This window comes from Streptomyces dengpaensis, from assembly GCF_002946835.1.
In the GTDB taxonomy this organism is placed as follows: Bacteria; Actinomycetota; Actinomycetes; order Streptomycetales; family Streptomycetaceae; genus Streptomyces; species Streptomyces dengpaensis.
Window position 1 is genome coordinate 3,831,888 of the sequence record NZ_CP026652.1, and the last position, 26,936, is coordinate 3,858,823.

Consider the following 26,936-nt stretch of genomic DNA (forward strand, 5'->3'; position numbering starts at 1 on the left):
GCACGTGACAGTGGCGGGGCGTGGTGCTCCTGTGCCTGTGTGCCGGTGTGATGCCGTACGGCTGCCGTCCCCTGCGGATGTGGGGCGGCTCGCGGAAGTGGGCGTGATCGGGACGGTGTTGGCGTTCGCGCTGATCGTGTCGGCGGAGTCGTTGTTCAGCGCGGCGGCGGTGGACCGGCTGCATCGGGGGCCGCGGACCGACTACGACCGGGAGTTGATCGCGCAGGGCACCGGGAACGCCGTTTGCGGGGTGCTCGGGGCGCTGCCGATGACCGCGGTGATCGTACGGAGTGCGGCCGATGTGCAGGCCGGGGCGCGGACGAAGGCGTCGCGGGTGCTGCACGGCGTGTGGCTGCTGCTCTTCACGGCTGTGATGCCGGGGGTGCTCCGGGCGATTCCGATCGCGGCGCTGGCGGGGTTGCTGGTGTACGCGGGGTGCAAGCTCGTGCCGGTGCGGGTGGTAGGGGTGTTGTGGCGCGGGCATCGCGGGGAGGTGGTCGTGCTGGGCGTGACCGCGGTGGCCATTGTGGTCGGGAATCTCTTCGAGGGGGTGCTGGCCGGGCTCGCGCTCGCCGTGGCCAAGACCGCGTGGGACATCAGCCATGTGCAGGTGGAGACCGAGGACCAGGGGCCTCGGGGCTGGTCGTACGGGTCGTCGGCGACGCCACGTTCCTGCGGCTGCCGAAGCTGCTGGACGCGTGGGAGGCGTTGCCGCACGACCGGGACGTACGCCTCGAGCTGGGAGGGCTGCGGCACGTGGATCATGCGTGTGCGGCGACTTGGGAGGGGTGGGCCGCGGGGCGGGATCAGGGACGGGGTGCCACCGTCGCCACCAGGACGTCCACGATGTAGGTCTCCTCCACCCTTTCGTCGGGGAATGTGCGAAGGAGGTGGTTCCTCTCCTCCGTGAAGAACGCCTCCGTTGCCTGCTCGCCCAGGACCAGGAACGCCGAGTGGCTGGCGACGTTGGCGAGGTGCGTGTCCAGCGGGACGCGGCGGCTCCAGCGGACCTGGCGGCGGGCGAAGTCCAGGTGGCCGCCCGGGTCGGCCGCCAGGGCGGTCGTTGCCTTCGCGCCGCTGCCGTTCTTCTCCACGACCTGGTCGATGCCGAGGAAGCGTTCGGCGCGGTCGGCTGCCGCCGCGATCCAGGGGACGTCCAGAGCGTCCGTGTTCCACCAGAGGGCGAGGGCGCCGCCCGGGCGCAGGACACGCAAGGCCTCCGGTACGGAGTGGACCGGGTCTGTCCAGTGCCAGGACTGGGCGTAGGTGACGAAGTCGGCGGAGGCGGTGGCCAGGGGGAGTGCGTTGCCGTTGCCCCGGATGACCGGGAGGCGGGGGTGGGCGCGGCGGAATTCGGCGGTCATGCCGTCGCCGGGTTCCACCGCCAGGACGTCGGCGCCCCTTGCGTGGAGGAGGGCCGTCGCTATGCCGGTGCCCGCGCCTACGTCGATGACCTTCGCGCCGGTGAGCTGGCGGGTGGCCAGGGCTTCGATCGTGTCGAAGAGGGTGGAGGGGTAGGAGGGGCGGTTGGCGGCGTACTGGGCTGCGGCGTGGTTGAAGGAGTGGGCTCGGGTGGGAGTGGGGGCCGGGGTGTGGGACGGGGTGGTCATACCGTCATGGTGGCGGGTGGTGGGGGTTGAGGCAGTGGGTTTTCGCCCCCGCCGCCCCTGCCCGTCCCGTACCTGGGGGCTGCCGCCCCAGACCCCCGCTTATCGCGCTGACGCGCTCGTCCTCAAACGCCGGACGGGCTGAAAATTGCCGGCCCTGGCTTAAGCGCGGCGGCCCCGCTTGCGGGACGGGTTGCCCGTGCGGCGCTTGGTGCGGCGGGCGTACTGCTCGCGGGCCGTCTCGTACTCCTCGCGGTGGAGTCGTTCGCCGGGGGCCTCGGTGAGGGAGCGGAAGAAGCAGGCGAGGAGGGAGCCTATGAAGCCGACAGCCAGAAGGCCCCGGAGCGAGGCCTGGCGGCCGGGGTCGGGGCGCTTGCCGAACGCGTCCCAGGTGTGGCGGAACGCGAGGGCGCTGCACACCGCGAACATCAGCACGACCAGGAAGGTCACCGGCTTTCCTACGTCCGCGATGGCCAGGCCCTGGTAGGCGAAGCGGAGGACGAAGCAGGCGGCCACCGCGGCGGCCAGGGAGCCGACGGCCACGGCTGCCCTGCGGCCCGCGTAGCCGCCGTCGTGCTCCACCCAGGTCGTCCCGAAGAAGCGCAGGGGCTCGGGCTGGGGCCCCGCGGGGGCGCCGGTTCCGGTGTTGGTCTCGTCGCTCACTCGACGATTATTGCTCCGGTGATCGCTCCGGCGGACCTCCGCGGGGTCCCGACCACCGTCGTCAGGAGCAGCGCGGGGCTACGTAGCCGTCGGTGCCTGTGTTCACGTACGCGTCGGAGACGAACTGGCCATTGGAAATGTTGTCCCAGATCGTGGTCGTCCCGTAGGGGCCACTGACGGACTCTCCCGGGCACTGGCAGTAGATCGGAACCCGCGAGCCCGCCGGCAGGGTGCGGACGATGCTGAAGTGGGTGCCCGGACCGCTGCGGACGTTGACGTTGTAGCCCGGTGCTAGCGGGTACGTGCGGAGCGCCTCGGCGCTCTGGGGCTCCGCTTCCGCCGTCTCGCCCGCGCTTGTGATCTCGATGTCTTCCGTGGCCATCCTGGCCTCCCCCGTTGAATGGTTCACGCCAAATCCCTGCGGAGCGCCGAGGCTAGCAAGCCCCCGATGCTTCGCACGAAGCATCGACTAGGCTCGGCGCGTCGCGCATGCGGACGGACACACGGGGGTGAGTGATGCCGCCACAGCGCAGCACCGGTACGGACCCGGAAGCGGAACGTCCGCGCTACGCCGGGCAGTACCTGCTGGAGGCGGAACTCGGCTCCGGTGGCATGGGCATCGTGCATCTGGCGCGGTCCGCCTCCGGGTTGCGGCTCGCCGTCAAGGTCGTCCACGCCGGGTTCGCTCAAGACCCTGAATTCCGGGGGCGTTTCCGGCAGGAGATCGCGGCCGCCCGGCGGGTCAGCGGCGCCTTCACCGCGCCTGTCGTGGACGCCGATCCCGAAGCCGAACACCCATGGATGGCAACGCTGTTCATTCCCGGGCCGACCCTCGCCGAGCACGTGAAGCGGAACGGCGCCATGCCTCCGGCCCGGCTGCGCCATCTCATGGCCGGTCTCGCCGAGGCCTTGCGTGACATTCATCGGGCCGGAGTCGTCCATCGCGACCTCAAGCCCAGCAACGTACTGCTGGCCGACGACGGGCCCAAGGTCATCGACTTCGGTATCTCGCGGCCGTCGGACAGTGAACTGCGGACGGAGACGGGCAAATTGATCGGCACTCCGCCGTTCATGGCTCCGGAACAATTCCGCAGGCCGCGGGAGGTCGGACCAGCCGCCGACGTCTTCGCGCTGGGTTCGGTGATCGTGCACGCGGCTACCGGGAGCGGGCCCTTCGACTCCGACAGTCCCTATCTCGTGGCCTATCAAGTCGTCCACGACGAGCCGGACTTGACAGGCGTACCGGAGGATCTGGTCGACCTGGTTGCGCGCTGCCTCGCCAAGGAACCCGAGGACCGGCCCACACCGGACGAACTGATGACCGCGCTGCGGTCGGTTTCCGCCTCGTACGACACCCAGGCGTTCATTCCTGAACAGCGCACCAGAAATGTGGAGTCGGTGCGGTCGGGGCAGCGGGAGGCCGCTCCGGGCCCGAAGGGAGGTCGACCGCGGCAGGACGTCCCACCCGAGCCGGAGTCCAAGAAGGCCTCTCGGACACAACGTTGGCGCCTGCCCGCCGCCATCTCCACCGTCGCCGTGCTCGCCGCCGCCATCGGCGCTTTGGCGTTCCTCGGCGACTCGGACACCCCTGCCCCGGAGAAACACGACGGGAAGCAGACGAAGAGCGGCTTCCAGCCGTGGGACATCAACCTGAGCGCCCCTGGCGCCAGGGCCGACGGCCTGCCGCAATGCACGTACGGGTCCCGGACGTTGTACTGCGTCCGGCCCGGAGTCCTGGCCGCCGCGATCGATCCGACCGACGGCAAGGTGCTGTGGTCCCGAAGCGACACGGGAGGCGCGAGTACCTACTCCACTCCGGCGCCGGTCCTGTCCGGCGGGCTGCTACAGGTCGTCAGCCGGAACGGGAAACGCCTGACGGCGCTGGATCCCGCCACGGGCTCGACCCGTTGGAGTCGCGACATCGCGCGCTACGAGGGACGCGTCGCCCACGTCGGCGACGTCGTCCTGCTCACCGGCCGCGACTCCGAGGTCATCGCGCTGGACGCCCCGACGGGCAAGGAGAAGTGGCGCCACGCGATCCCGGGGCTGAACCTGCCCCAGTTCCTCTCGTACGGGGACGGGGTCGCCTACGTGGTGACGGCGAACCCGGGCGAGACGCGGGTGGCCGCGGTGGACCCCGAGACCGGTGCCATGATCTGGCAGCGGTACATGGACGGCGTGCTGAGCCTCGTCGGCGCCCATGACGGAACGCTCTGGTTCACCTCGACCACCATCGACCAGTACACGGACTCCGTCGTGCGATACGACGTCGCGAACCGCAAGACCCACCGCATCGCGCTGCGCGTCCCGCAGCCGCAGGCTCAGGTGGTCGTACAGGGGAACGCGGTGTATCTGCTGGGCGGCGACGGTTCATTGGTGGCCGTGGACACCAAGACGTCGGACCAGCTGTGGCGCGCGGAGACGTCGGTCAGCAGGGCCTCGGCACCCGTCGTGGCCGGACAACGGCTCTACTTCACCGGCGTGGACGGGCGCCTGCTCTCGGTCGACACGGCGCGGGGCACGCTGCTCGGACAGACGAAGGCACGGCTCGGCAATGACCGAGGTTCACGCGTCAGCACGATTCCGGCCCCCCTCCCCGCCAACGGCAAGGTCTACTCCACCGCCCCCGACGGCTCCCTCTTCGCTGTCGACACGCGCGATCCCTCGGCCTGGTGAGACACAAAAGGGCCGCCCCCACAGGAGCGGCCCCACAGACGCGTGATCGTCAGGAAACGCGTCAGCCCAGCTTCGTCGTCAACCCAGCTTCGTGACGTCCCGCACCGCGCCCCTGTCCGCGCTCGTCGCCATCGCGGCGTACGCGCGGAGGGCGGCCGAGACCTTGCGCTCCCTGGCCACGGGCGCGTAGACGCCGTTCAGGGCGTCGCGGCGGGTGTCCAACTCCTCGCCGGAGACGAGGAGTTCGATCGAGCGGTTCGGGATGTCGATGCGGATCCGGTCGCCGTCCTTGACCAGGGCGATGGTGCCGCCCGAGGCCGCCTCGGGGGAGGCGTGGCCGATGGACAGGCCCGAGGTGCCGCCGGAGAAGCGGCCGTCGGTGATCAGGGCGCAGGTCTTGCCGAGGCCGCGGCCCTTGAGGAAGGAGGTCGGGTAGAGCATCTCCTGCATACCCGGGCCGCCCTTGGGGCCTTCGTAGCGGATGACCACGACGTCGCCATCCGTGACCTGCTTGTTGAGGATCTTCTCGACGGCCTCTTCCTGCGACTCGCAGACGACCGCCGGGCCCTCGAAGGTCCAGATGGACTCGTCGACGCCCGCCGTCTTCACGACACAGCCGTCGACCGCCAGATTGCCCTTGAGGACCGCGAGACCGCCGTCCTTGGAGTACGCGTGCTCGGCGGAGCGGATGCAGCCGCCCTCGGCGTCCTCGTCGAGGGCCTCCCAGCGCTCGGACTGGGAGAAGGCCTCGGCGGAGCGGACGCAGCCGGGGGCCGCGTGCCACAGCTCGATGGCTTCGGGCGACGGGGAGCCGGCGCGCACGTCCCACGTCTTCAGCCAGTCGGAGAGGGACGGGCTGTGGACCGCGTGCACGTCCTCGTTCAGCAGGCCGGCGCGGTGCAGCTCGCCGAGCAGGGCCGGGATGCCGCCGGCGCGGTGCACGTCCTCCATGTAGTACGTGCGGTCCTTGGCGACGTTAGGGGCGACCTTGGCGAGACAGGGCACGCGGCGCGAGACCTCGTTGATCTCCTCCAGGCCGAAGGGGACGCCCGCCTCCTGCGCGGCGGCGAGCAGGTGCAGGATCGTGTTGGTGGAGCCGCCCATGGCGATGTCGAGGGCCATGGCGTTCTCGAAGGCCGCGAAGGTGGCGATGTTGCGGGGCAGGACCGACTCGTCGTCCTGGTCGTAGTAGCGGCGCGTGATGTCCACGACCGTGCGGGCCGCGTCCTCGTACAGGGCCTTGCGGGCCGTGTGGGTGGCGAGGACCGAGCCGTTGCCGGGGAGGGACAGGCCGATCGCCTCGGTCAGGCAGTTCATCGAGTTGGCGGTGAACATGCCGGAACAGGATCCGCAGGTCGGACAGGCGTTCTCCTCGATACGGAGGATGTCCTCGTCCGAGATCTTGTCGTTCACGGCGTCGGAGATCGCGTCGACCAGGTCGAGCGTACGGACCGTGCCGTCGACCAGCGTGGCGCGGCCGGACTCCATGGGGCCGCCGGAGACGAAGACCGTCGGGATGTTCAGGCGCAGGGCCGCCATCAGCATGCCCGGTGTGATCTTGTCGCAGTTCGAGATGCAGATCAGGGCGTCGGCGCAGTGGGCCTCGACCATGTACTCGACCGAGTCCGCGATCAGGTCACGGGAGGGCAGGGAGTACAGCATGCCGCCGTGGCCCATCGCGATGCCGTCGTCCACCGCGATCGTGTTGAACTCGCGCGCGATGCCCCCGGCCGCCGTGATCGCCTCGCTCACGATCCGGCCGACCGGCTGCAGGTGGGTGTGGCCCGGCACGAACTCCGTGAAGGAGTTGGCGACCGCGATGATCGGCTTGCGTCCGATGTCCGCGCCCGGTACACCGGAGGCGCGCATAAGGGCGCGTGCGCCCGCCATGTTGCGGCCGTGGGTGACTGTGCGGGACCTCAGCTCGGGCATCGTCGCTCGCTCCTTCGGAGAGTTATGACTCACGTCGAGCGTACGCCGGTGCGCCAGGATTCGGACAGCGCGTCCGGAATGCGGGACGCAGGTCTCGGTGGTCGGCTGTCCGGCCCGGGGGTCCAGTAGTTGTCCGTCCTGGGGCTCTGCCGGCTGTCCGTCCTCGGGCGCTGCAGTTGTCCGGCCCGGGGCTCTACTGAGGGCGGGTGCTACGTCACGTCGCGGTCAGGTGGCCCTGCACCACCGGCGCGACCCTCCTGATGATCTGCTCCACGTCCGCCGACGCCAGCGGCTCGATCTTGATCACGTAGCGCAGCATCGCGATCCCGACCAGCTGGGAGGCGGCGAGCTCGGCGCGCAGTTCGGCGTCCGGGACGTCGATGCGCTCGGCGATACGGCGGAGCAGCTGGGCGACGACGAGGCGGCGGAAGACGGCCGCCGCGGTCTCGTTGTTCACGGCGGAACGGAGGACCGCGAGGAGCGACGTACGGGTGGCCGGGTTCTCCCAGATGCCGAAGAAGAAGTGGGTCAGGCGCTCGCCGATGCCGTCCAGGGGGCCCTCCTCGACGGCGGCCGGAGCGTTCAGGGCGGGCGCGACGACGACCTCGACGGCCGCCTCGAAGACCTGCTCCTTGGTGCCGAAGTAGTGGTGCACGAGCGCGGAGTCCACCCCGGCGGCCTTGGCGATGCCGCGGACCGACGTCTTGTCGTAGCCCCGCTCGGAGAACTCCTCGCGGGCCGCCTCCAGGATGCGGTCGCGGGTGGCGGGGCCCGCCTCCGTCTGCGTACGGGAAGGGCGTCCCCGGCGGCGAGGAGCGGCGGCGTTCGTCATCGGCGGGGCACCCTCACCGCGGAGGCGAGGTGGAGCCGGGTGAAGGCCAGGGCCTCCGCCAGGTCGGCCTCGCGTTCGGCGCTGGACATGGCGCGGCGGGTGTTGACCTCGATGACGACGTGACCGTCGAAGCCGGAGAAGGCGAGACGTTCCAGCAGTTCGGCGCAGGGCTGGGTGCCGCGCCCCGGGACCAGGTGCTCGTCCTTGTTGGAGCCGCTGCCGTCGGCGAGGTGGACGTGGCCGAGGCGGTCGCCCATGCGGCCGACCATCTGCAGGGCGTCGGTGCGGGCGGTCGAGGTATGGCTGAGGTCGATCGTGAAGTGTCGGTAGTCGTTCTTGGTGACGTCCCAGTCGGGGGCGTACGCGAGCATCTCGCGGTCGCGGTAGCGCCAGGGGTACATGTTCTCAACGGCGAACCGTACGTCCGTCTCGTTCGACATCCGCCAGATCCCGGTGACGAAGTCGCGCGCGTACTGGCGCTGCCAGCGGAACGGGGGGTGTACGACGACGGTGCTCGCTCCCAGCTTCTCCGCCGCCGCCCGGGCGCGCTGGAGCTTGACCCACGGGTCGGTGGACCAGACGCGCTGGGTGATGAGCAGGCAGGGAGCGTGCACGGCCAGGATCGGGATCTGGTGGTAGTCGCTGAGCCGGCGCAGCGCCTCGATGTCCTGGCTGACCGGGTCGGTCCACACCATGATCTCGACACCGTCGTACCCGAGGCGCGCGGCGATCTCGAAGGCCGTCGCCGTCGACTCCGGGTACACGGAGGCCGTGGACAGCGCGACCTTCGCATCCGGGATGCGCACCACTGGTTCTGCCACGAGGGACAGCGTACGGGGTGCCTCCGGCGGTTGGCCGGGGCGTTGGCCCCGGTGGGGGTCTTGTGGACCCCTCGGGCGAGGCGCCTGGCCGCCGGGGGCGGGGCGCCTGGCCGCCGGGGGCGGGGCGCCTGGTCGCCGTTGGGGCTCGCTCTGCCGCGCGGGTGCGGGTTGTCTGGGGCTGGTCGCGCCGTTCCCCGCGGCCCCTGTCGGGGCGCGGGCCCTCGATGGCGGGAGGCTTACTCCGTCGGCATGTGGTCCAGCCGACGCAGGATCACGCCCTCCCTCAGCGCCCACGGGCAGATCTCCACGGTTTCCACGCCGAAGAGGTCCATGGCGCCCTCCGCGACGAGGGCGCCGGCGAGGAGCTGGCCCGAGCGGCCCGGGGAGACGCCGGGGAGTTCGGCGCGCTCCAAGGCGGTCATCGAGGCGAGACGGGGGACCCAGTCCTCCAGGGTGCGGCGCTTGAGCTCGCGCTGGATGTACAGGCCCTCCGTGGAGCGGGCGGCGCCGGCGATGCGGGCGAGCTGCTTGAAGGTCTTGGAGGTGGCGACCACGTGGTCGGGGGAGCCCAGGCGGCTGAACTCGCCGACGGTACGGGCGATCTGCGCCCGCACATGGCGGCGCAGCGCCCTGACGTCGGCGGCATCGGGCGGGTCGGCGGGCAGCCAGCCCGAGGTCAGCCGCCCGGCGCCGAGCGGCAGCGACACGGCCGCGTCCGGCTCCTCGTCCATGCCGTACGCGATCTCCAGGGACCCGCCGCCGATGTCGAGGACGAGCAGCCTGCCCGCCGACCAGCCGAACCAGCGGCGGGCGGCCAGGAAGGTGAGCCGGGCCTCGTCCTCGCCGGTCAGGACCTGGAGCTCGACGCCGGTCGCTGCCTTCACCCGGGCCAGTACCTCATCGGCGTTGCTGGCCTCGCGCACGGCGGAGGTCGCGAACGGCAGCAGGGACTCGACGCCCTTGTCCTCGGCCACCTCCAGCGCGCTCTGGACCGTGTCGATCAGTTTGCCGACACCTTCGGGGTCGATGGCCCCGCTCTCGTCCAGCAGTTGGGCAAGCCGCAGTTCGGCCTTGTGGGAGTACGCGGGCAGCGGGCGCGCGCCGGGGTGGGCGTCCACCACCAGCAGATGCACCGTGTTCGAACCCACGTCGAGGACACCGAGTCTCATGTACGGAACGCTACTGCGGGTCCGGCGATCGGCCGTCCTCGGAGCGGGCAGAAGCGACTTACCCTGGACGAGTGCCAAAGACGAAAAAGGCGAATCCCGACAAATCACCCAAGGGATCTGTGACGGATTCCTCGCAGGGCTCTTCGCAGGGCTCCTCGCCGGCGAAGGCGTCCAAAAAGTCCCCGAAGCCCTCGAAGTCCTCGAAGTCCCCGAAGCAGGTCGCCATGCCCGACGAGAAGGGGCTCGACTTCGCTCGTGCATGGGTGGAATTTCCGGATCCGGCCGATGACGAGCAGGTCTTCCGGTGCGATCTGACATGGCTGACCTCTCGCTGGAACTGCATCTTCGGGAGCGGCTGCCAGGGCATCCAGGCGGGCCGCGCCGACGACGGCTGCTGCACGCTGGGGGCCCATTTCTCGGACGAGGACGACGAGAAGCGGGTGGCCGAGCATGTGGCGAGACTCACACCGGAGATCTGGCAGAACCATGACGTGGGCGTGGCCACCGGCTGGGTCTCCGAGGACGAGGACGGCGACCGCCAGACCCGGCCGTACCAGGGCTCGTGCATCTTCCAGAACCGTCCCGGCTTCGCCGGTGGCGCGGGCTGCTCGCTGCACATCCTCGCCCTGAAGGAGGGCCGGGAGCCGCTCGAGACCAAGCCGGACGTCTGCTGGCAGCTGCCCGTGCGCCGGACGTACGAGTGGATCGACCGGCCCGACGACACCCGGGTGCTCCAGGTCTCCATCGGCGAGTACGACCGCCGCGGCTGGGGTCCTGGCGGCCACGACCTGCACTGGTGGTGCACGTCGGCGACCTCGGCGCACGGTGCGGGCGACCCGGTGTACGTCTCGTACCGCCCGGAGCTGATCGAGCTGATGGGCAAGAAGGGGTACGACCGCCTGGTCGAGCTCTGCGAGGAACGGCTGGCCTCGCAGCTGCCGCTGCTGGCACCGCATCCGGCGGATCCGGTCGGCTGAGGCCGACACCGGTTACGCCGGCACCAGTTACGGCGACACCGGTTACGCCGGCACCAGTTACGCCGGCACCGGTAACGCCGGCTGAGGCCCGGCACCGGTTACGAGGACGGGCTCGGGGTGCCACTGTCGCTCGGCGGTGGCGTTGAGCCGCCCGGCTCGGACGGGGCCGAGTCCGTGGGCGTCGGAGTCGGCTGGGGCTCGGACGGGGTCGGATCAGTGTGCGTCGGAGTCGGGCTCGGGGTCGGGTCGCTCGGGGTGGGGCCGGGGTCGGAGGGGGTCGGGTGGCTTGGCGTCGGCTGGGGAGCGGGGTCGTGGCCGCCGGGGTGGGAGGGGCCCGCGTTCCCATAGCCGTCGATCGTGACCGTGGCGCCCGCCGGTGCGATCGACACCCGCGCGCTCCAGGGGCCCACCGGCTCGCGAAGATGATCGACGTACACCTTGATCGTCAACGATTCGCCCGGTGCGAGGGTTCCCGACGACTGGCTCAGGTAGAGCCAGGACGCTCCGGTGTGCGCGGACCAGTGCACCGGTGAACTCCCGGACGCGGTCAGCGTGATGAGGGTGGTGTCGCCGCTGTTGCCCGCCGTGACGGAGAGGTGTCCCGCTCCCTGTTCCGGAGTGCTTCCGGGGGAGCTGATGACCTCCACGGAGACGTCGGGCGAGCGGCTGCCCTTGGTGAAGCGGGCGTCGGGATCGGTGCTGGCGTTGCCGGCGTGCTCGTAATCGCCCGTCTCCTCGCCGTCGATGCCGTCAGGGCCGTGCGCCTCGCTCGCCGTGACCGAGCTGCCGTCGGTGCCCTCGCCGGTGAGGGGCGCACCGCGGTGGGCCGCCCACAGGGCGAGGACGGGTGCGGCGACGACGGTGGCGACGACCGTGGTCGTGACGGCACGCGCGCGGAGGCGGTCCCTTCGCGCGGCGTGGTCCTTGGGGTCCATCGGGAAACCGCGCCGGTCGAAGCGCGGAGCGCTGCCCCGCGCGCGCGGGGCGTGCACCATCGCGACGTGCAGGGCCGCGCGCGGGGCCTCCAGTACGGGGAGCGCGGCGGGCGTGACGCTGGTGCCGGGCCAGGCGCCGGGCACCGCGCGCTCGGCGGTGTGGCGGCAGCGCGGGCAGTCGTCGACGTGCCGGACCAGCTCGCCGCGCAGGGTCTTGCTCAGGACGAGCTGGTTGTCGCCGGTGAGCCGGGCGACGCTCGGGCAGGTGCCGGTCTCGACGACGGCGAGCGCGGCGCGGGTGCGTTCAACCTCGCAGGCGGCGGAGGCGAGCAGCTCGCGGGCGCGGGCGAGGTCCATGCCCAGGACGGCGGCGACCTCGCGGGGGGCGAGCTGGTGGCGCACGGCGAGTTCGAGCGCCTCGCGCTGCTCGGGGGTGGTGCCGGCGGCCTCCGGCCAGGCCAGCAGGGCGAGTTCGCGCCGGCGCTGTGCCTCGGCTTCTTCGGAGACAGGGGCGCTCAGGGCCTCGGCCGCGCGCCGGTCGGCGGCGCCGTTGCCGGCACCCTTCTGAGCACTTTTGTAGGCACTCTTGTGGCTGCTCTTGTGGGTGCTCTTGTGGGCTCGTTCGGGGTCGCTCTTGCGGGTCGTGCGCCGCCCGGAGGCGTGCGACGCCTGGCGTGTGCGCCGTGCCTCGGTGAGTTTGCGCAGGCAGGACCAGCGGACGAGCGCGTACAGCCAGGCCCGGCGGTCGTTCGCGGACTCCGGGCCGCGCGGGCTGCGGCGCTCGGCCAGCGCGAGGACGTCCCCGAGGGCGGCGGTGGCCGCGTCGTGGTCGCACAGCACGGACAGGCAGTAGGTGAACAGGCCGTCCAGGTAGGGCTCGTAGCGCGCGGGAGGGCGCTGAGCCGTCGTGCGGGCGGTCGCGCCGCGGGGCGCGGTCAGCCGCGTGCGCGCGTCTCCGTGCGCCCGGTGTGCGCCGGTGGTGTGCGTCGAGGTCTCCGGACTGCTGCTCATCACCTGTGCGACCGTAGGCGCCCTGAGGTGGCACCTTCTTCCCCCTTGAGCACATTTAATCCGTACGGGTGAAACGATCCCTCATAAGAGGACAGGAACGTCCGATTCCGTGGCCCAGGGCGTCACGGGCGGCGATGGCGGTTGATGGCAGATGCCGCGCCCCCCATCGCGCTTCGCGCTCATCCTCAAGCGCCGGACGGGCTGGAGGCCGCGCTGTCAGTGCCCTCGGCTACGGTTCGTCGCATGGCTGCCCGTACGAAAACCGCGAAGGACCGGCCGTCCTACCGCTGCACCGAGTGCGGCTGGCAGACGGCCAAGTGGCTCGGCCGCTGCCCCGAGTGCCAGGCGTGGGGGACGGTCGAGGAGTACGGCGCGCCCGCGGCGCGGACGACGACACCGGGCCGGGTCACCACGTCCGCGGTGCCCATCGGCCAGGTGGACGGCCGGCAGGCGACCGCCCGCTCCACCGGCGTCCCCGAGCTGGACCGCGTCCTCGGCGGCGGCCTCGTACCCGGCGCGGTCGTCCTGGTCGCGGGCGAGCCGGGCGTCGGCAAGTCCACCCTCCTCCTCGACGTGGCGGCGAAGTCTGCGAGCGACGAGCACCGCACGTTGTACGTGACGGGTGAGGAGTCGGCGAGCCAGGTACGGCTGCGCGCCGACCGCATCAAGGCGATCGACGACCACCTCTACCTCGCGGCGGAAACGGATCTGGCGGCCGTACTGGGTCACTTGGACGCGGTGAAGCCGTCCCTGCTCGTCATGGACTCCGTACAGACCGTGGCCTCCCCGGAGATCGACGGGGCGCCCGGCGGCATGGCCCAGGTGCGCGAGGTCGCGGGAGCGCTCATCCGCGCCTCCAAGGAGCGCGGGATGTCCACCCTCCTCGTGGGCCACGTCACCAAGGACGGCGCGATCGCGGGCCCCCGCCTGCTGGAGCATCTCGTGGACGTCGTTCTGCACTTCGAGGGCGACCGGCACGCACGCCTCAGGCTCGTCCGCGGCGTCAAGAACCGCTACGGGACGACGGACGAGGTCGGCTGCTTCGAGCTGCACGACGAGGGCATCACGGGCCTGGCCGACCCGAGCGGCCTGTTCCTCACCCGCCGTGACGAGCCGGTCCCCGGCACCTGCCTGACCGTCACCCTGGAGGGCCGCCGCCCCCTGGTGGCCGAAGTCCAGGCCCTCACCGTGGACTCGCAGATCCCCTCCCCGCGCCGTACGACGTCCGGCCTGGAGACCTCCCGCGTCTCGATGATGCTCGCCGTCCTGGAGCAGCGCGGCCGGATCAGCGCGCTGGGGAAGCGGGACATCTACTCGGCGACGGTCGGTGGCGTGAAGCTCTCCGAGCCCGCCGCGGACCTCGCGATCGCGCTCGCCCTCGCGTCCGCCGCCAGTGACAGCCCGCTCCCCAAGAACCTCGTCGCGATCGGCGAAGTGGGTCTCGCGGGCGAGGTCAGACGGGTCACGGGCGTGCAGCGCCGGCTCGCCGAAGCCCACCGCCTGGGCTTCACGCACGCCCTCGTACCGACCGATCCGGGCAAGATCCCTCCCGGTATGAAGGTCCTGGAAGTCGCCGACATAGGCGACGCGCTGCGGGTCCTTCCACGCTCCCGTCACCGAGAGGCCCCGCGGGAGGACGAGGAGCGCCGGTAGACTTTGCCCTGGTCTCGCCCGTCCGTACGAACCGAGTGTGCGCGAAGCGGGCGCCCAGAACCTGCGACCGGAGGAGTGCAGTGGCAGCCAACGACCGGGCAGCAGCTCCCGGAAAATCCGGTGGGAGCTCCGGTGCCGATGGCCTGATGCGCGCCTCACTGAGCGCCGTGGCACCCGGCACGGCCCTGCGCGACGGGCTTGAACGGATTCTCCGCGGCAACACGGGCGGACTCATCGTGCTCGGCTCCGACAAGACCGTCGAGGCGATGTGTACGGGCGGATTCGTCCTGGACGTCGAGTTCACCGCGACCCGGCTGCGCGAGCTGTGCAAGCTGGACGGCGGCATCGTGCTCGACAAGGACATGACCAAGATCCTCCGGGCGGGCGTGCAGCTGGTGCCCGACCCGACGATCCCGACGGAGGAGACGGGCACCCGGCACCGCACCGCGGACCGGGTGAGCAAGCAGGTCGGCTTCCCCGTCGTCTCGGTCTCCCAGTCGATGCGCCTGATCGCCCTGTACGTCGACGGCCAGCGCCGCGTCCTGGAGGACTCCGCCGCGATCCTCTCCCGCGCCAACCAGGCCCTCGCGACCCTGGAGCGTTACAAGCTCCGCCTCGACGAGGTCGCGGGAACGTTGTCAGCGCTGGAGATCGAGGACCTGGTCACCGTTCGGGACGTCTCGGCGGTCGCCCAGCGCCTGGAGATGGTGCGGCGCATCGCCACCGAGATCGCCGAGTACGTTGTCGAACTGGGCACCGACGGGCGTCTTCTCGCCCTCCAGCTGGACGAGTTGATCGCCGGGGTCGAGCCCGAGCGCGAGCTCGTCGTACGGGACTACGTGCCCGAGCCGACCGCCAAGCGCTCCCGCACCGTCGACGAGGCCCTCGCCGAGCTGGACGCGCTCAGTCACGCCGAGCTCCTGGAACTGCCCACCGTGGCACGGGCGTTGGGCTACACCGGCTCCCCCGAGGCGCTGGACTCCGCCGTCTCCCCGCGCGGCTTCCGCCTCCTCGCCAAGGTGCCCCGCCTCCCCGGCGCGATCATCGACCGCCTCGTGGAGCACTTCGGCGGACTGCAGAAACTGCTCGCCGCCAGCGTCGACGACCTGCAGACGGTCGACGGGGTGGGCGAGGCACGGGCACGCAGCGTCCGCGAGGGACTGTCACGGCTGGCGGAGTCGTCGATCCTGGAGCGGTACGTCTAACTGGCTCCGGAGCCTTACGTCTTGACCCGCTCTGGAGCCGTGCGCCGTTACCGGCCCTGGAGCCGTACCCCTTGACCCGCCCCGAAGCCGTACGCCGTTACCGGCCCTGGAGCCGTACCCCTTGACCCGCCCCGAAGCCGTGCGCCGTTACCGGCCCTGGAGCCGTACCCCTTGACCCGCCCCGAAGCCGTACGCCGTTACCGGCCCTGGAGCCGTACCCCTTGACCCGCCCCGAAGCCGTACGCCGTTACCGGCCCTGGAGCCGTACCCCTTGACCCGCCCCGAAGCCGTACCTCGTGACTGGCGCTGCAGCCGTACGTCCAACCGGACGCCCGATGAGCGTGGGGGCGCGAGGGCCGGGCGGTCGTCGCGGCCCCCCGGCCCGTCAGTCCTTGGACAGGACGAACGACGTCTGGGCCTTCGTCAGCCCAGGCGCCTTCGCTTCCACCAAGTACGTACCCGCCGGCGCCGAACCCGCCGGAGGCCTGGCGCACTCGGGGACGCCGGCCTTGCGGTCCCACTCCACCGTGTAGGTCACCTGGTCGTCGGCGGGGACCCGGAAGAGGACGCTTCCGGGTGTCTTCGGGCAGTCGTCCGAGGACCAGATGTCGGTGTCGTCGCCTGCCTGAGTGATCGTCAGCACGGTGTTCTTCGGGCCGAGATCGAGCTTGCAGTCGCTGCCCGAGGAGTTCTTGGCGGTGAGCTCCAGCCTGGGCTTCTCGCCGGGCGCGTACGTGTTGCGCAGGCTCTTCAGCGCCAACTTGACCGCATTCGCGGTGCAGTTGGGGAGGGCGGACCCGGCGGGAAGCTGTTCCCCCGCGCCTCCGCCGCCGTTGGAACCGTCGCCGGACCCGCCGTTCGACGCGCTGCCAGCGGAATCCCCGGAACCGGACTCGGAACCGGATCCTTCGCCGGTCCCGTTCCCACCTTCACTCCCGCTCCCGCTCCCGCTTCCGCTTCCGCCGCCGCTGTCGCTGCCGCCCGACTCGTCACGTCCGCCCGGGCGTTGGCTGATCGCGGGGCCGGATCCGGAGGGGCCCGGAGTGATCGTGGGCGCGGGATTCTTGCCGTTGGACCCGTCGGAGCTGTTCTTGTTTCCTCCTCCGCCACCGAAGCCGACCACCCACACGATGAGCAGTGCCAACAGGGCGACTACGGACAGCAGTACGGCCCTCCGCCGCCAGTAGATGGTGGAGGGAAGCGGCCCGACCGGATTGCGCAGAGATCCCACGGCGCAAACTGTACGAGAGATCCGTGCCGCCGCCTGCCCCACCCGCCGCCTCGGCGTCAACTTTTCCGGATCATCATCCCGGGCGCAGGCGGCGATTCGCCCCCTCCGCCCCTACCCGTCCCGTACCTGGGGGCTCCGCCCCCAGACCCCTTGTCGCGCTTCGCGCTCGTCCTCAAACGCCGGACGGGCTAAATGACCTCTAGCGCCGGACGGGCTGAGACTCCTCCGCCTCGGGCAAAAGCCACCCCCCACATGGCAGGATCGACCTCGATGACTGCACCCACCAAGCCCACCCAGAACACCCCCGGCACCGCCCCCGGCACCGCCCCCGGAACCGCCCCAGGCGAGACCCTCCATACCCCCGTCATCGCCTGGTTCGACGCGCACGCCCGCGACCTCCCGTGGCGCCGCCCCGACGCCGGCCCCTGGGGAGTGATGGTCAGCGAGTTCATGCTGCAGCAGACCCCGGTGAACCGCGTACTGCCCGTGTACGAGCAGTGGCTGGCCCGCTGGCCCCGCCCCGCCGACCTCGCGAAGGAGGCCCCGGGCGAGGCCGTCCGCGCCTGGGGCAGGCTCGGCTACCCCCGGCGCGCCCTGCGGCTGCACGGCGCCGCGGTGGCCATAACGGAACGGCACGGCGGCGACGTACCGGCGGAGCACGCGCAGCTGCTCGCGCTCCCCGGCATCGGGGAGTACACGGCGGCGGCGGTCGCGTCCTTCGCGTACGGCCAGCGGCACGCGGTACTGGACACCAATGTGCGGCGGGTCTTCGCGCGGGCCGTCACCGGCGTGCAGTACCCGCCGAACGCCACCACCGCCGCCGAGCGCAAGCTCGCCCGCGCGCTGCTCCCCGAGAGCGAGCGCACGGCCTCGCGCTGGGCCGCCGCCTCCATGGAGCTCGGCGCGCTGGTCTGCACGGCGAAGAACGAGACCTGCCACCGCTGCCCGATCGCCGCGCAGTGCGCATGGCGGCTGGCGGGCAAGCCGGAGCACGCGGGCCCACCCCGCAAGGGGCAGACGTACGCGGGCACGGACCGCCAGGTGCGCGGCAAGCTCCTCGCCGTACTCAGGGAGGCCCTCGCGCCGGTCCCGCAGGCGACGCTGGACCGCGTATGGGACGAACCGGTGCAGCGGGCCCGCGCTCTCGACGGTCTCGTCTCCGACGGACTCGTGGAACCGCTCCCGGGCGGGCTGTATCGCCTGCCCTTGACATAGGAGTTGACCCAACGCGGGGAAGCAGAGAGCGCCAAACCGGATCAACCGGGACGGAACTCCGCCTCGCCCTACCCGCCACCCACATCCGTTACACAACCGACGGACAGCCGAGTGCTCGCCGCAGGCTGTCTCGGACAACCTCGTGACAACGCCTCCGTAGCTTCATGGCCGTACCGCAGGACAGCCGCGACACAGCGGAAGGACAGCGGTTCACCGGCAGACGGAAAACCGGCAGCAGGCAGGCCGGAAACGGGGATGGAGGCGGCTGATCATGGCGCAGGGCGAGGTGCTCGAATTCGAGGAGTACGTCCGCACTCGGCAGGACGCGCTGCTGCGCAGTGCCCGCCGCCTGGTCCCCGACCCGGTCGACGCCCAGGATCTGCTGCAGACCGCGCTCGTACGGACGTACGGCCGCTGGGACGGCATCGCGGACAAGCGGCTGGCCGACGCGTATCTGCGCCGCGTGATGATCAACACGCGCACCGAGTGGTGGCGGGCCCGGAAGCTCGAAGAGGTGCCCACCGAGCAGCTTCCGGACGCGAGCGTCGAGGACTCCGCCGAGCAGCACGCGGACCGCGCGCTGCTCATGGACATCCTGAAGGTCCTGGCTCCGAAGCAGCGCAGTGTCGTGGTGCTGCGACACTGGGAGCAGATGTCCACGGAGGAGACGGCCGCCGCCCTCGGCATGTCGGCCGGTACGGTCAAGAGCACGCTGCACCGGGCGCTGGCCCGGCTCCGCGAGGAGCTGGAGAGCCGCGACTACCAGGGGCGCGACGCCCGCGCGCTCGAACCGGGTAAGGAGCGGGATCGTTGCGCGGCCTAGGAACTCGGGCCAGGAAGGTCCTGAAGGCGGGGAGTACGGCAGCGGCCGGGCTCACCGCCCTCAGCCTTTTCATGACCGCCTGCGCCACGGGCGGTACGGGCGCCCGCGACGAGGGTCCGGCAGGCGGTGACGCGGTGGCCAAGGGGACCTCGCCCACCGCCTCCGCCTCGCCCAGCGGGCCGCCCCGGCGGGTGGACGCGGTGCGGCTCGTCAAGGACGACCCGGAGGTCAGCGAGTCGGTCAAGCGCGATCTGAAACCGTGCGGCGCCGACGAGTACCCGGTCGACGTGTCGTACGGGGACCTGACCGGGGGCCGCTCGGACGACATCGTGGTCAACGTGATGACCTGCGGTGATGCCGTCGGCGTCGGCTCGTACGTGTACCGCGAGGAAGGCGGCGCGTACCGGAACGTCTTCAGGGCCGAGCAGCCTCCGGTCTACGCGGAGATCGACCGGGGCGCGTTGGTGGTCACCCAGCAGCTGTACGAGAAGGGGGACCCCGTGTCGTATCCCTCCAGCGAAGAGGTGATCACCTACGGCTGGTCCGCGTCCCGCTTCACCGAGCAGTCCCGGATCCACAACGAGTACAGCAACGCGGTGGGCGGCGCCGTCTCACCCGCCCCCTCGACCTGAGACCTCTGAGACGTCGCACTGAGACCCGCCCCCTCGACCTGAGTCGAACCGAGAGCACACGGAGCAGCTGGATGGCAGAGCAGACCCACGTCCTGTTCGTCGAGGACGACGACGTCATCCGCGAGGCCACGCAGCTCGCCCTGGAGCGCGACGGCTTCGCGGTCACCGCCATGCCCGACGGGCTGTCCGGCCTGGAGGCGTTCCGCGCGAACCGCCCCGACATCGCCCTGCTGGACGTGATGGTCCCGGGGCTCGACGGCGTCTCGCTGTGCCGCCGCATCCGTGACGAGTCCACCGTCCCGGTGATCATGCTGTCCGCCCGCGCCGACTCCATCGACGTCGTGCTGGGCCTGGAGGCGGGCGCCGACGATTACGTGACCAAGCCCTTCGACGGCGCCGTCCTGGTCGCCCGCATCCGCGCGGTGCTGCGGCGCTTCGGGCACGCGAGCGGCGGCGCCCAGGCCGCAGAGAGCGCCCCGCCGGTGGACGGCGTGCTCGCCTTCGGCGATCTGGAGATCGACACCGAGGGCATGGAGGTGCGCAAGGGCGGTACGCCGGTGGGGCTCACACCCACCGAGATGCGCCTGCTCCTCGAGTTCTCGTCGGCGCCGGGTACGGTGCTGAGCCGCGACAAGCTGCTCGAACGCGTGTGGGACTACGGCTGGGGCGGTGACACCCGCGTCGTCGACGTACATGTACAGCGGCTGCGCACGAAGATCGGCCAGGACCGGATCGAGACGGTCCGTGGCTTCGGCTACAAGTTGAAGGCCTGAGCAGGGGTATGCGGGGGATGTTTCAGCGCCGGGACCGGGACCGGCACCGGGGTGGCGCGGGCAGGGGCCCGGACGGCGCCGTCGGTACGGGCAGTGGCAGCGGCGGCGGTACGAGGGATGGCCTGGCCATCCGTACCGGCATCCGCTGGAAGCTCAGCGCGGCGATCGCCCTGGTCGGCGCCCTGGTCGCGGTTGCGCTGAGCCTGGTCGTGCACAACGCGGCACGTGTCTCGATGCTCGACAACTCGCGCGAGCTGGCGGACGAGCGCATCCAGCTCGCGCAGCGCATGTACGGGCCCGGCCGGCAGCCCCCCTTCGGCGCCAAGGTCGACGATCCGGCCATCCCCGCGGAGCTGCTGGCGAAGGTCGCGGAGGGCCGGCGGGCCACCTATGTCTCCGACAGCCCGAACGGGGCGCCGGACATCTGGGCCGCCGTCCCCCTCAGGGACGGCCGGGTGCTGTCCTGGCACGAGACGTTCACGGACCGCAACGCGGACGTCATGAAGGACCTCGACCAGGCCCTCATCATCGGCTCCATCACCGTCGTCTTCGGCGGCAGCGCGCTCGGCGTGCTCATCGGCGGCCAGCTGTCTCGCCGACTGCGCAAGGCCGCGTCCGCCGCGAATCAGGTCGCCAAGGGCGAGACCGAGGTACGCGTACGGGACGCGATCGGCGGTGTCGTACGCGACGAGACCGACGACCTCGCGCGCGCCGTGGACGCGATGGCGGACGCCCTCCAGCAGCGCATCGAGGCCGAGCGCCGGGTGACGGCGGACATCGCGCACGAGCTGCGTACGCCGGTGACCGGGCTGCTGACGGCGGCGGAGCTGCTGCCGCCCGGCCGCCCCACGGAACTCGTCCGCGACCGCGCCCAGGCCATGCGTACGCTCGTCGAGGACGTCCTGGAGGTCGCCCGGCTGGACGGCGCGTCCGAGCGGGCCGAGCTGCAGGACATCTTGCTCGGCGAGTTCGTGTCGCGGCGCGTGGCCGCCAAGGACGCGGATGCCGACGTACGCGTGGTGCACGAGTCGGAGGTCACGACGGACCCGCGCCGTCTGGAGCGCGTCCTGTTCAACCTCCTCGCGAACGCCTCACGGCACGGGAAGCCGCCCATCGAGGTCACCGTCGAGGGCCGAGTCATCCGTGTCCGCGACCATGGGCCCGGCTTCCCCGAGGCCCTGCTCGCCGAGGGGCCGAGCCGCTTCCGCACGGGGAGCACCGACCGCGCGGGGCACGGCCACGGGCTGGGCCTCACCATCGCGGCCGGCCAGGCCCGGGTGCTGGGCGCCCGCCTCACCTTCCGCAACGTCCGCCCCGCCGGCGCACCGGACGACGTACCCGCCGAGGGCGCGGTCGCGGTCCTGTGGCTCCCGGAACACGCACCGACGAACACGGGAAGCTTCCCGATGCTGCCGCAAGACTAGATCCTAGGGTCTGTCCTGCGGACAGACCCTCTAGGGCCTGTCCGGGGCCCGGCTCAGCAGGCCCAGTCCTTGTCCATGTCGAGTCCGCCCTCACGGGGCTGTGTGAAGGAGAACCAGTTCCCGGAGTCGTCGCGGAAGAGCGCCTCCGTGCCGTAGGGGCGCTCCTGCGGCTCCTGGAGGAACTCCACCCCGCGGTCCTTGAGCTTCTTGTAGTCGCCGTGGATGTCGTCGGTGGTCAGCACGCCCGCCCCGAGCGCCCCCTTGGCCACCAGCTTCTTGATCATCTCGGCGGACTCGGGGTCCATGGCAGGCTGGCCGGGCACCATCAGCGTGAGCTCGACATCGGGCTGGTCCGGGGAACCGACGGTGAGCCAGCGCATTCCGCCCTCGCCCATCGTCATGTCCGTACGGACCTCCAGGCCCAGCTTCTCGGTGTAGAACTCCTTGGCCCGGTCCTGGTCGAGTACCCAGACGGTCGATATCTTGAGTCCCTTGATCACGGCGTGCTCCTGTGCGGGGTGTCGGTACTGGCTTGCCCTGCCACCGTAGGCAGCGGCAGGATCAGCCCGCTTCTCCAGAATTGCGCTCTGCGCGGCCCGGGCCACTGCGGAACCCGCCCGCCCACAGCATCGCGTAGCACCCCGGTATGAGGGCGGCCCCGCGACCCACGTGCTTCGACCGGTACTCGCTGGGCGTCAGCCCGGTCCAGGCCTTGAACCGGGTCGAGAAGGTGCCCAGGCTGCTGAAGCCGACCAGGTGGCAGATCTCGGTCACCGACAGGTCGGCGGTACGCAGCAGGTCCTCCGCCCGCTCTATTCGGCGGTGCGTCAGATACTGGCCGGGCGTCTCGCCGTATGCCTCCTTGAAGGCGCGTACGAAGTGGTAGCGCGAGTAGCCGGCGTGCGCGGCCACCGCGTCCAGGTCGAGCCCCGGGTCGGCCCAGTCGCGGTCCATGGCGTCCTTGGCCAGGCGCAACTGGCGCATTTTGTCCATGGGCCCGATGGTGGCACACGGCACTGACAACGCCGCCCGTACCGCTCGGCGCATGGCGAAGCCCCCGGGGCGCACACCACCAGGGGGCTTCGTCTGACTGCCGTCTCGGCCTCAGGCGGCTCACTGCCCGCTAGAACTCAGACGGCCTCGGCCATCGCCGCGGGCGACGCGTCGGCGTTGTCGTCCGCCGACGGCTTCTGGGGTTCGCCCTTGAGCGGAACCTCCTTCACGAACACCGCCGCGACCAGCGAGATCACTGCCACCCCGGCCCCCAACAGGAACGCGGAGTGCGTACCGGTGGAGACAGCGTGCTGATACGCCTCCCGAGCCACCTCCGGCAGCTTCGCCAGGCTCGCGGCATCGAGCTGCGCGGACTGCTCGGTCACCTTGGACAGGGATCCGGCCCGCTCGGCCATCACGTCCTGCACCCGGTGGTTGAACAGCGCCCCCATGAGCGCGACACCGAACGACGACCCCAGAGTCCGGAACAGCGTGGTGGTCGAGGACGCGACACCCATGTCCTTCATCTCGACGCTGTTCTGCGCGACCAGCATGGTGATCTGCATCAGGCAGCCCATGCCGGCGCCGAGGACCGCCATGTACAGCCCGGACGTCAGCCGGCTCGTCTCCGTGTCCATCTGCGCGAGCAGGAACAGCCCCACCAGCATCAGGGCACTGCCCGCCAGGGGAAAGATCTTGTAGCGGCCGCTCTTGGTGGTGACCCGCCCGGCGACCATCGAGACGGCGAGCATCGCGCCGAGCATCGGCAGGAGCAGCAGCCCGGAGTTGGTGGCGGACGCGCCCTGCACGGACTGCTGGTACAGCGGCAGGAAGAGCACCGCGCCGAACATCACGAAGCCGATGATGAAGCCGATGACCGACATCAGCGTGAAGTTGCGGCTGCGGAAGATATGCAGCGGCACGACCGGCGCGGACGCCTTGGTCTGCCAGAAGACGAAGCCCACGAGCGCGGCGACGCCGATCCCGATCAGCTCCATGATCCGGGCGGAGCCCCAGGCGTACTCGGTGCCGCCCCAGGTGGTCACCAGGATGATTGCGGAAATACCGAGCGCCAGCAGACCGGCACCCAGGTAGTCGATGGTCCCCTGCCCCCGCTTCTTCGGCAGGTGCAGTACGGCGCTGACCGCGAGAAGCGCGACGACGCCGAGCGGGAGGTTGATGTAGAAGGACCAGCGCCAGCCCCAGTGGTCGGTGATGGTGCCGCCGACCAGCGGTCCGAGGATCATGGCGACCGCCATCACGCCGGCCATCATGCCCTGGTACTTGCCGCGCTCCCGCGGCGGTATGAGGTCACCGATGAGTGCCATGACGCCGACCATCAGACCACCGGCGCCGAGCCCCTGAATGGCACGGAACCCGATGAGCTGGCCCATGTCCTGGGCCATGCCGCTCAGCGCGGAGCCGATCAGGAAGATCACGATCGAGGTCATGAAGGCGCCCTTGCGCCCGTACAGGTCGCCGAGCTTGCCCCAGATGGGGGTGGAGGCGGCGGTGGCGAGCGTGTACGCGGTGACGACCCACGACAGGTGTTCGAGCCCGCCCAGTTCGCCGACGATCGTGGGCATCGCCGTACCCACGATCATGTTGTCGAGCATCGCCAGCAGCATCGCGATCATGAGCGAGAACAGCACGACCCGTACGCTGCGTGGCTGTTTCTCTTCTTGGCCGGCCGATGCGACCGCTGCGGTGTTGTCCGCCATTACTCCCACTCCCCTGGGTACTGCTGCCGCCGTCGGTCCAGCTGAGCTGCCGCCGTCCGGCCACTTACTTGCCGCCCGGCAAGTTGAATACACTCAGGGAAAGTAGACCCGTAACTAGCCGGGCGTCAAGTAAGTTTAGTAACCAGCCGGGCGACAGGTAAGTTTCGTCAGCGCAAGGGGTACGAGGAGTACGAGGATGGGCGGCACCATGGACGGCACCAAGCGTCAGCGCCGCGGGGACACCCGCCAGCGCATCCAGGACGTGGCCCTCGAACTCTTCTCCGAGCGGGGCTACGAGAAGACCTCACTGCGCGAGATCGCCGAGCACGTCGACGTCACGAAGGCGGCGCTCTACTACCACTTCAAGACCAAGGAAGAGATCCTCATCAGCCTCTTCGAGGACCTGACGAGGCCGCTCGACGAGCTGATCGAGTGGGGCAGGCAGCAGCAGCACACCCTTGAGACCAAGCAGGAGGTGCTGCGTCGCTACAGCGAGGCCCTCACCGGCGCGGCCCCGCTCTTCCGCTTCATGCAGGAGAACCAGGCGACGGTACGAGAGCTGAGCGTCGGCGAGACCTTCAAGGACCGCATGATGAGCATGCTCGAGATCATCAAGGAGCCCGAGGCGCCACTGACCGACCAGGTCCGCTGCATCAGCGCGCTCTTCACGATGCACGCCGGGATGTTCGTCCTCAAGGACGTCGAAGGCGACCCCGAGGACAAGCGCAAGGCGGTCCTGGAGGTCGCGATCGACTTGGTGACACAAGCGCACGGCGGCGCGTGATCACCTCACTGCTCAGACGGTGACGCCCTTGGAGCGCAGGAAGGCGACGGGGTCGATGGCCGACCCGTAGTTGGGGGTCGTACGGATCTCGAAGTGCAGGTGCGGACCGCTGGAGTTGCCGGTGTTGCCGGACAGCGCGATCTGCTGGCCGGTGGCGACGACCTGGCCGATCTGCACGTCGACCCGCGACAGGTGGGCGTACTGCGAGTAGGTCCCGCTGCCGTGCTTGATGACGACGGCGTTGCCGTACGCGGGACCGTCACCGGCGCCGTTGCCGCCGGCCTTGACGACGGTGCCGCCGTGCGCGGCGACGACCTGGGTGCCCGTCGGCACGGCGAAGTCCTGGCCGCTGTGCTTGTGCGCCCACATGCCGCCGGCCTGGGCGAAGCTGGCGGACAGCACGTAGTGCTTCACCGGGTCGACCCAGGAGGCGGCCGACTTGGCGGCGGCCTGCGTGTGGACGGTGTTCGCGGTGACGGTTCCGGTGGCCATGGTGTCGGCTGCGGTCGCGACTCCGGCGCCCAGCACGGTCGAGATGCTCAGTCCGGCGGCGAGGAAGGCCACCCGATTGCGGATACGGGACGTACGGGAGGGACGGGACGTGACGCGCTGCGACATAGGGACCTCTCGGGGGCGAAGACAAAGGCTCGAGAAACCACCCGGAGCACAGCCGGCCACCGGGTGGGCTATCCCTTGGTAACCCACACCCCAGCAAACGCCCAAAACGCTGATCTACGGCGTCTGGTAGTAGTTCGCCTGAAAAATCAACGAACCTTGACAACCCGGACACCCCGACAGGGGATCTTGCGATTCCTCCCCCGAATCCTGGTTTAACCCCACTTGAGAGGGTTACGTCCCACAGAAAATCCCCACCTCCGGGACTCCCACCCCCGACGCGCGAGCACTCTCTCACACCCTGGGCCAAAAGTCCTTTTTGCCCACTTATCCCTTTCCACTATTCTGCCTAGTAGCGGACAAAACGCCTGTGCGGCATATCACTGAAAGGCAAGATCCAGGCCCCCGGGAATGTGACGGGGCCTACACTCGATTCATGCCTGATCCGGGCCGATCGACATCCGCCCCGACTCCGTGGCGCTGAACATTCACTGACGCTCCGTGACGATCACTACCTCCGCGAAAGCGACTCCCCCCACGTCACCCTCACCACAACCCCCACCACGCTTGCCGCCCTCATACGAACGCTCGCCACCCACCCACCCGTTCGGATGACATGACACAGTTCACCTCCGCGTAAAGATCACCGTGCGCAAGCCTCGAGCCCATGCACAACAACACCGAGGCCGAAGCCACCGTCCCCGCCCAGCTCGGCGCCTTGCCCTCCTGGTACGGCGACCTCCTGAGCCAGGTCAAGGAAACAGTCGCCGGCGCACGCGTCCGCGTTCAGCGAGCCGTCAACACCGAACTGGTCCAGATGTACTGGCAGGCCGGCAAGCTCAACCTGGCCCGCCAGGAGCAGGAGGGCTGGGGCACCAGGTCGTGGCCCGGCTCGCCGCGGACCTGAAGGCGGCCTTCCCCAACCAGCGCGGCTTCTCCCGAAGCAATCTGATGTACATGCACAAGATGGCCCGCACCTGGCCGGAGCCAGTTGTCCAACAGCCTGTTGGACAACTGCCGTGGGGCCACGTCACTGTCCTTAACGGGACGACTCGACAATCGGCTTCCTCGTCGGAGCCCGCCACAACAAGGCCAGGGTTCAGCTGGCGCTCGACGCGAGCAACCATCCACTGGCCGTGACCAGTTATTCGACGCTCTCTCCGGCGGACCCCGAACTCGTTCCTACGGAAGAGGACTTGTCCCGCGTCGTGCAGGCGGCCATTGACGGCATCGGCCCCGCCTGA

25 protein-coding genes and 1 pseudogene are annotated in these 26,936 nt (G+C 70.4%); 13 read left to right on the forward strand and 13 right to left on the reverse strand.

Annotated elements, in window-relative coordinates; genetic code table 11:
• Positions 1-49: 49 nt before the first annotated feature.
• Positions 50-852: pseudogene (locus C4B68_RS17520) on the forward strand (SulP family inorganic anion transporter); the annotation flags it as partial.
• Here C4B68_RS17520 and C4B68_RS17525 read toward each other — a convergent pair.
• The 3 genes from C4B68_RS17525 to C4B68_RS17535 all read right to left on the reverse strand — a co-directional run bounded on the left by C4B68_RS17525 (position 807) and on the right by C4B68_RS17535 (position 2,652).
• Positions 807-1,610: a class I SAM-dependent methyltransferase gene (locus tag C4B68_RS17525; RefSeq protein ID WP_099506241.1), complete on the reverse strand. Its 804-nt coding sequence runs from the start codon at positions 1,608-1,610 to the stop codon at positions 807-809. The pseudogene C4B68_RS17520 and the gene C4B68_RS17525 overlap by 46 nt on opposite strands.
• Before the next feature lie 159 nt (positions 1,611-1,769).
• Positions 1,770-2,270 (reverse strand): hypothetical protein, encoded by a 501-nt coding sequence (locus C4B68_RS17530; RefSeq protein ID WP_099506240.1) that lies wholly within the window; start codon positions 2,268-2,270, stop codon positions 1,770-1,772.
• Between the two features lie 61 nt (positions 2,271-2,331).
• Positions 2,332-2,652, reverse strand: a complete 321-nt coding sequence (locus tag C4B68_RS17535; protein ID WP_099506239.1) for a peptidase — start codon at positions 2,650-2,652, stop codon at positions 2,332-2,334.
• A gap of 134 nt (positions 2,653-2,786) precedes the next feature.
• Between C4B68_RS17535 and C4B68_RS17540 the strand changes: the two genes are divergently transcribed.
• On the forward strand, positions 2,787-4,946 hold the full coding sequence (locus C4B68_RS17540; RefSeq protein ID WP_099506238.1) for a protein kinase domain-containing protein: 2,160 nt from the start codon (positions 2,787-2,789) through the stop codon (positions 4,944-4,946).
• Positions 4,947-5,024: 78 nt separating this feature from the next.
• Here C4B68_RS17540 and ilvD read toward each other — a convergent pair whose 3' ends face one another.
• From ilvD to C4B68_RS17560, 4 genes are all read right to left on the reverse strand, one after another.
• Positions 5,025-6,878: a dihydroxy-acid dehydratase gene (gene ilvD, locus C4B68_RS17545; protein WP_099506237.1), complete on the reverse strand. Its 1,854-nt coding sequence runs from the start codon at positions 6,876-6,878 to the stop codon at positions 5,025-5,027.
• 214 nt (positions 6,879-7,092) lie between these two features.
• Positions 7,093-7,710 carry a TetR/AcrR family transcriptional regulator gene (locus C4B68_RS17550; protein ID WP_099506236.1) on the reverse strand — a complete coding sequence of 206 codons (618 nt, stop codon included), beginning with the start codon at positions 7,708-7,710 and terminating at the stop codon, positions 7,093-7,095.
• Complete coding sequence (locus tag C4B68_RS17555; RefSeq protein ID WP_099506235.1) at positions 7,707-8,531, reverse strand: sugar phosphate isomerase/epimerase family protein; 825 nt, start codon at positions 8,529-8,531, stop codon at positions 7,707-7,709. Before C4B68_RS17555 ends, C4B68_RS17550 begins: the two co-directional genes overlap by 4 nt.
• A gap of 236 nt (positions 8,532-8,767) precedes the next feature.
• A complete protein-coding gene (locus C4B68_RS17560) occupies positions 8,768-9,700 on the reverse strand; it encodes a Ppx/GppA family phosphatase (protein WP_099506234.1) in 933 nt (310 codons plus the stop codon).
• Positions 9,701-9,771: 71 nt separating this feature from the next.
• Between C4B68_RS17560 and C4B68_RS17565 the strand changes: the two genes are divergently transcribed.
• Positions 9,772-10,677, forward strand: coding sequence for a DUF3109 family protein (locus tag C4B68_RS17565; RefSeq protein ID WP_099506233.1), 906 nt, complete (start codon positions 9,772-9,774; stop codon positions 10,675-10,677).
• A 98-nt stretch (positions 10,678-10,775) separates the two neighbouring features.
• Here C4B68_RS17565 and C4B68_RS17575 read toward each other — a convergent pair whose 3' ends face one another.
• Positions 10,776-12,626: a BACON domain-containing protein gene (locus C4B68_RS17575; RefSeq protein WP_099506232.1), complete on the reverse strand. Its 1,851-nt coding sequence runs from the start codon at positions 12,624-12,626 to the stop codon at positions 10,776-10,778.
• A gap of 240 nt (positions 12,627-12,866) precedes the next feature.
• Here C4B68_RS17575 and radA point away from each other — a divergent pair, with 240 nt between their 5' ends.
• Together radA and disA are read left to right on the forward strand one after the other, a co-directional pair.
• Positions 12,867-14,276, forward strand: a complete 1,410-nt coding sequence (gene radA / locus C4B68_RS17580; RefSeq protein WP_099506231.1) for a DNA repair protein RadA — start codon at positions 12,867-12,869, stop codon at positions 14,274-14,276.
• Positions 14,277-14,356: 80 nt separating this feature from the next.
• Positions 14,357-15,481, forward strand: a complete 1,125-nt coding sequence (disA, locus tag C4B68_RS17585; RefSeq protein ID WP_099506230.1) for a DNA integrity scanning diadenylate cyclase DisA — start codon at positions 14,357-14,359, stop codon at positions 15,479-15,481.
• 385 nt (positions 15,482-15,866) lie between these two features.
• Here disA and C4B68_RS17590 read toward each other — a convergent pair whose 3' ends face one another.
• Positions 15,867-16,712, reverse strand: coding sequence for a hypothetical protein (locus C4B68_RS17590; RefSeq protein ID WP_099506229.1), 846 nt, complete (start codon positions 16,710-16,712; stop codon positions 15,867-15,869).
• A gap of 270 nt (positions 16,713-16,982) precedes the next feature.
• Here C4B68_RS17590 and C4B68_RS17595 point away from each other — a divergent pair, with 270 nt between their 5' ends.
• The 5 genes from C4B68_RS17595 (at position 16,983) to cseC (ending at position 21,579) form a co-directional block, all read left to right on the forward strand.
• Positions 16,983-17,927: an HhH-GPD family protein gene (locus C4B68_RS17595; protein WP_099506228.1), complete on the forward strand. Its 945-nt coding sequence runs from the start codon at positions 16,983-16,985 to the stop codon at positions 17,925-17,927.
• Between the two features lie 271 nt (positions 17,928-18,198).
• Positions 18,199-18,750, forward strand: a complete 552-nt coding sequence (locus tag C4B68_RS17600; RefSeq protein WP_099506227.1) for a SigE family RNA polymerase sigma factor — start codon at positions 18,199-18,201, stop codon at positions 18,748-18,750.
• Positions 18,738-19,382: a hypothetical protein gene (locus C4B68_RS17605; protein WP_099506226.1), complete on the forward strand. Its 645-nt coding sequence runs from the start codon at positions 18,738-18,740 to the stop codon at positions 19,380-19,382. Before C4B68_RS17600 ends, C4B68_RS17605 begins: the two co-directional genes overlap by 13 nt.
• Positions 19,383-19,453: 71 nt before the next feature.
• Positions 19,454-20,155, forward strand: coding sequence for a two-component system response regulator CseB (gene cseB, locus C4B68_RS17610; RefSeq protein ID WP_099506225.1), 702 nt, complete (start codon positions 19,454-19,456; stop codon positions 20,153-20,155).
• Between the two features lie 8 nt (positions 20,156-20,163).
• Complete coding sequence (gene cseC, locus C4B68_RS17615) at positions 20,164-21,579, forward strand: two-component system sensor histidine kinase CseC (protein ID WP_099506224.1); 1,416 nt, start codon at positions 20,164-20,166, stop codon at positions 21,577-21,579.
• A 53-nt stretch (positions 21,580-21,632) separates the two neighbouring features.
• Here cseC and C4B68_RS17620 read toward each other — a convergent pair whose 3' ends face one another.
• The 3 genes from C4B68_RS17620 to C4B68_RS17630 all read right to left on the reverse strand — a co-directional run bounded on the left by C4B68_RS17620 (position 21,633) and on the right by C4B68_RS17630 (position 24,293).
• On the reverse strand, positions 21,633-22,079 hold the full coding sequence (locus C4B68_RS17620; RefSeq protein ID WP_099506223.1) for a VOC family protein: 447 nt from the start codon (positions 22,077-22,079) through the stop codon (positions 21,633-21,635).
• A 61-nt stretch (positions 22,080-22,140) separates the two neighbouring features.
• Positions 22,141-22,572 carry a helix-turn-helix transcriptional regulator gene (locus C4B68_RS17625; protein ID WP_373682276.1) on the reverse strand — a complete coding sequence of 144 codons (432 nt, stop codon included), beginning with the start codon at positions 22,570-22,572 and terminating at the stop codon, positions 22,141-22,143.
• 137 nt (positions 22,573-22,709) lie between these two features.
• Positions 22,710-24,293, reverse strand: a complete 1,584-nt coding sequence (locus C4B68_RS17630; RefSeq protein ID WP_099506221.1) for an MDR family MFS transporter — start codon at positions 24,291-24,293, stop codon at positions 22,710-22,712.
• A gap of 196 nt (positions 24,294-24,489) precedes the next feature.
• Here C4B68_RS17630 and C4B68_RS17635 point away from each other — a divergent pair, with 196 nt between their 5' ends.
• Positions 24,490-25,077 (forward strand): TetR/AcrR family transcriptional regulator, encoded by a 588-nt coding sequence (locus C4B68_RS17635; RefSeq protein WP_099506220.1) that lies wholly within the window; start codon positions 24,490-24,492, stop codon positions 25,075-25,077.
• A gap of 12 nt (positions 25,078-25,089) precedes the next feature.
• On the opposite strand, the gene C4B68_RS17640 is transcribed toward C4B68_RS17635, so the two are convergent.
• Complete coding sequence (locus tag C4B68_RS17640; protein WP_099506219.1) at positions 25,090-25,695, reverse strand: M23 family metallopeptidase; 606 nt, start codon at positions 25,693-25,695, stop codon at positions 25,090-25,092.
• Positions 25,696-26,359: 664 nt separating this feature from the next.
• Between C4B68_RS17640 and C4B68_RS44740 the strand changes: the two genes are divergently transcribed.
• The gene (locus C4B68_RS44740; RefSeq protein WP_257217524.1) at positions 26,360-26,599 is read left to right on the forward strand and encodes a DUF1016 N-terminal domain-containing protein; all 240 of its coding nucleotides are present in this window, start codon (positions 26,360-26,362) and stop codon (positions 26,597-26,599) included.
• Complete coding sequence (locus C4B68_RS44745; RefSeq protein ID WP_373682275.1) at positions 26,575-26,832, forward strand: DUF1016 N-terminal domain-containing protein; 258 nt, start codon at positions 26,575-26,577, stop codon at positions 26,830-26,832. The genes C4B68_RS44740 and C4B68_RS44745 overlap by 25 nt, the downstream gene beginning before the upstream one ends.
• Positions 26,833-26,936: the final 104 nt, after the last annotated feature.

Coding starts and splice junctions, on each gene's coding strand:
- C4B68_RS17525 (WP_099506241.1), bottom strand. CDS start 1,610: ATGACCACCCCGTCCCACACCCCGGCCCCCACTCCCACCCGAGCCCAC.
- C4B68_RS17535 (WP_099506239.1), bottom strand. CDS start 2,652: ATGGCCACGGAAGACATCGAGATCACAAGCGCGGGCGAGACGGCGGAA.
- C4B68_RS17540 (WP_099506238.1), top strand. CDS start 2,787: ATGCCGCCACAGCGCAGCACCGGTACGGACCCGGAAGCGGAACGTCCG.
- ilvD (WP_099506237.1), bottom strand. CDS start 6,878: ATGCCCGAGCTGAGGTCCCGCACAGTCACCCACGGCCGCAACATGGCG.
- C4B68_RS17550 (WP_099506236.1), bottom strand. CDS start 7,710: ATGACGAACGCCGCCGCTCCTCGCCGCCGGGGACGCCCTTCCCGTACG.
- C4B68_RS17560 (WP_099506234.1), bottom strand. CDS start 9,700: ATGAGACTCGGTGTCCTCGACGTGGGTTCGAACACGGTGCATCTGCTG.
- radA (WP_099506231.1), top strand. CDS start 12,867: ATGGCTGCCCGTACGAAAACCGCGAAGGACCGGCCGTCCTACCGCTGC.
- C4B68_RS17595 (WP_099506228.1), top strand. CDS start 16,983: ATGACTGCACCCACCAAGCCCACCCAGAACACCCCCGGCACCGCCCCC.
- C4B68_RS17600 (WP_099506227.1), top strand. CDS start 18,199: ATGGCGCAGGGCGAGGTGCTCGAATTCGAGGAGTACGTCCGCACTCGG.
- cseB (WP_099506225.1), top strand. CDS start 19,454: ATGGCAGAGCAGACCCACGTCCTGTTCGTCGAGGACGACGACGTCATC.
- cseC (WP_099506224.1), top strand. CDS start 20,164: ATGCGGGGGATGTTTCAGCGCCGGGACCGGGACCGGCACCGGGGTGGC.
- C4B68_RS17625 (WP_373682276.1), bottom strand. CDS start 22,572: ATGGACAAAATGCGCCAGTTGCGCCTGGCCAAGGACGCCATGGACCGC.
- C4B68_RS17630 (WP_099506221.1), bottom strand. CDS start 24,293: ATGGCGGACAACACCGCAGCGGTCGCATCGGCCGGCCAAGAAGAGAAA.
- C4B68_RS17635 (WP_099506220.1), top strand. CDS start 24,490: ATGGGCGGCACCATGGACGGCACCAAGCGTCAGCGCCGCGGGGACACC.
- C4B68_RS17640 (WP_099506219.1), bottom strand. CDS start 25,695: ATGTCGCAGCGCGTCACGTCCCGTCCCTCCCGTACGTCCCGTATCCGC.
- C4B68_RS44740 (WP_257217524.1), top strand. CDS start 26,360: ATGCACAACAACACCGAGGCCGAAGCCACCGTCCCCGCCCAGCTCGGC.